The sequence below is a fragment of the Polynucleobacter sp. 39-46-10 genome (assembly GCF_002282275.1).
On the sequence record NZ_NCJB01000258.1, the window covers coordinates 1 to 3,498 of the forward strand.

Here is a 3,498-nt window from a genome sequence, read left to right on the forward strand (position 1 = left end):
ACTCCCCCTGAGTAGTGAATCAGGGATGGGCAGAATGGATTTTATGGAGCATGCTGGCAACCGCTGGTGGCCTATTTTTGGGGCTGTTTTTTTGGTCTCAGCCATTAAACGTCAGCAAGGTATCCGGCTCATTGGCCAGGTTCAGGGTTTACGGCTCCCAGCAATCTCCCAATTAAGTCCGGCAACTGAAAGTAGACAGAACTTAGCTAATAACCAAGACAAAGTAAATTAACGGCATGCCTCAAACCAAAACCCTGCCCCATATCGTGATTTATACCGATGGCGCCTGCAAAGGCAATCCTGGCCCGGGCGGCTGGGGCGCAGTTTTACGCTCAGGGGCTCATGAGAAGCATTTGCATGGTGGGGCTGAGCACACTACCAATAACCGCATGGAAATTAGCGCCGTTATTCATGCGCTACGAGCCCTCAAGCAAACTAGCTCCGTAGAGCTTTGGACAGACTCTCAGTACGTCCAAAAAGGTGTCACTGAGTGGCTCGAGGGTTGGAAGAAAAGAGGCTGGAAGACGGCCAGCAAAGATCCAGTCAAGAATGCGGATTTATGGCAAGAGTTGGATGCTCTCATCCCTGAACACAAGATCTCCTGGCATTGGGTACGTGGACACAACGGCCACCCTGGAAATGAGTTGGCTGACTTACTAGCCAATCGGGGTGTTGAGGAATTTTTACCTTAGGCCAAAGCATTGCCCCCAAGCCCGTTTTTACTGGTCTTGTGAGAGAATGAAAAGATATAAATTGGCTCCAAAAAGAGCCTCAAATCCATATAAATCCAAGAAAATTCGAGAACGTGTCCAAAATAGAATCAGCGCTAGATAAAACAGTTGCCAAATTGCCATTACTCAAAAACTGGGTCATGGCGCGCTTGTGCAAAGTGTGGCACAAAATCTCCCCTACATTCTCGTTAAAGCAAAAATTGGATTACCCCACTGGCAAAGCTTTGGTATTGCAGTACAAGTGGCGTATTGTGATTGTGGCGCTCATCTTATTTGCTGGCTCAAAGGCTTACGACTACTTTTTCCCACCTAGCGGCAAAGCTGGTGCGGTTCAAACTATCACCAGCATGGTGACCGAAAAGAAAGATATTCCACTTGTCATTGAAGCTACCGGAACAATTGTTTCCAATAGCATTGTGGATATCCGCCCAATGGTCACCAATAAAGTTGACAAGATTCATATTAAAGATGGGCAAGACGTCAAAGCGGGTGAACTCTTATTTACCCTCGATAATCGAACTGACACGGCTAACTATGAAAAGCTCAAAGCCTTAGCTGATGATGCTCAAAAACAATACTTACGTGCCAAGGAGCTCGTTACTAAGAACTTCATTTCAAAAGCAGGATTAGAAACTGCATTAGCCAATGCAAAGTCAGCCCAAGCAGCTGCAGAGACTGCTCGCGTTCAACTTTCTTTCGACTTTATTCGTTCCCCCATTGATGGAAAGGCCGGCATCATCAATGTTTTCCCAGGGACCCTGGTGCAGGCTAGCAATACAGTGATCAGTGCAACCAACGCCTCTTCGACCTCCACCACCAGCTCAATGGTCACAATTACACAACTTAATCCAATTAATGTTCAGTTTGTGATTCCAGAAAAAGATATTCCCATTCTTTTAGAAAGCAAACAGAGTGGTACACCTATGAAAGTACAGGTGACAGTTGGTAACAATACTCAACGAGTTTTCAACGGTGAAGTGTTGGTGGTCGATAACCAAATTGATCCTCAAATAGCAGCAGTTCGCGTCAAAGCGCAAATACCAAATGAGAAGTACGAGTTGCTACCTGGTCAATTTGCGCGTGTGTCCTTAAATGCGAATACATTAAAAGATGTCATTGCCATTCCATCTGAAGCGATCGTCATGAATCCTAAAGGACGCTTAGTCTATATTGTGGATAAGGATGGCAAGGTAGCAGCCAAACCCATTACCGTGAGCTATGAATACCAAGGCACTTCGGTTGTCAACGGCCTAGAAGCTGGTCAACGAATTGTCGTGGAAGGCAAACAAAATTTGCGGACAGGAAGCAAAGTGCGCGAAGCCAAGCCTGCCAACACTCCTGCAGCCCAAGCAAAATGACGCTCTCAGAATTATGTATTAGAAGGCCGGTCATGACGGTTTTGCTCTCGCTAGCTACCGTTATCGCTGGAAGCGTCGCTTATTTTAAGATTCCTGTTGCCGCCCTACCCAGCTTCAATACGCCGATTATTTCGGTTACAGCAAGTCTACCGGGCGCATCACCCGAGAACATGGCTTCAGCTGTAGCGCTGCCTTTAGAAAAAGAGTTTTCTACTATCGATGGCATCAAAATCATTAGTTCAAGTAGCACCTTAGGCGCTACCAGCGTTACCCTTGAGTTTAATAATGATCGCGATATTGATAAGGCATCTGTTGATGTTCAAGCAGCTTTATTACGAGCTCAAAGACGTCTACCTATTGAGATGACGATTCCACCGTCGTATCGCAAAATCAATCCAGCGGATACCCCAGTCATCATTATCAGGATGAGCTCACCATCCATCAGCCTATCGGAGATTAATGATTACGCTGAAAATTTGATGGCACCTAATCTATCCACCATCAGCGGCGTTTCACAAGTAAATGTCTATGGCGCCAAACGATATGCGATTCGTGTTAGCGCTCAACCGGATGCGTTAGGCAATCGCAATATCACCATGGATGAGTTGGCTGCTGCCATTAATAAAGCCAATACCAATAGTCCTATCGGCACGCTAGATGGCCCACGACAGTTGATTACGATCTATGCAAATCCGCAACTCGTTAAAGCTGAAGAATTTGGCAATCTGATCGTTGCGCAACGCAATGGCTTCCCGGTCTATCTCAAAGATGTTGCTGTCGTTGAAGAGAGTTATGAGGACGTTAAAACCTTTGCGACCGCTAAAGGTGAGCGCTCAATTGCAATGGGGGTGATGCGCCAGCCTAATGCAAACACAGTAGAAGTTGTGAACGAGATTAAGCGCTTGCTCCCCACTCTCAAAGCACAGTTACCTGAATCAATTCAGCTCAGCCTCATTAATGATCGCTCAACGTCTATTATCGAGTCGATCCACGATGTCAATCTCACGCTGATACTGACAATTGCATTGGTTGTACTTGTCATCTTCTTATTTCTCAAGAATATTGCGGCTACCGTCATCCCCTCGATTAGCTTGCCGATTTCTCTCATTGGCGCTTTTTTTGTCTTTTATTTTATGGGGTATAGCCTAGACAATATTTCACTCTTAGGCATTACTCTGGCGGTTGGATTGGTAGTTGATGATGCGATTGTGGTTCTAGAAAACATCATGCGCTATATCGAAGGTGGTATGAGTCCATTAAAGGCTGCGCTGAAGGGAAGTAAAGAGGTTGGATTCACGATTGTCTCCATCTCACTCTCTCTTGTTGCTGTATTTATTCCGCTCTTTTTTATGGAAGGACCTATCGGACTTCTGTTTAGAGAATTTGCAGTTGTTGTCACCCTCTCGATT

The 3,498-nt window shown here is 45.7% G+C and carries 3 protein-coding genes and 1 pseudogene; all 4 read left to right on the forward strand.

Annotated features, from left to right (window positions below):
• Positions 1-232, forward strand: a pseudogene (locus B7X71_RS13880) (hypothetical protein); the annotation flags it as partial.
• A gap of 22 nt (positions 233-254) precedes the next feature.
• Positions 255-692 carry a ribonuclease HI gene (rnhA, locus tag B7X71_RS13885; RefSeq protein WP_215303821.1) on the forward strand — a complete coding sequence of 146 codons (438 nt, stop codon included), beginning with the start codon at positions 255-257 and terminating at the stop codon, positions 690-692.
• A gap of 113 nt (positions 693-805) precedes the next feature.
• Complete coding sequence (locus B7X71_RS13890) at positions 806-2,089, forward strand: efflux RND transporter periplasmic adaptor subunit (protein WP_293601049.1); 1,284 nt, start codon at positions 806-808, stop codon at positions 2,087-2,089.
• The coding region (locus B7X71_RS13895; RefSeq protein ID WP_293601050.1) for an efflux RND transporter permease subunit at positions 2,086-3,498 on the forward strand (1,413 nt) is incomplete at its 3' end. The genes B7X71_RS13890 and B7X71_RS13895, both read left to right, overlap by 4 nt.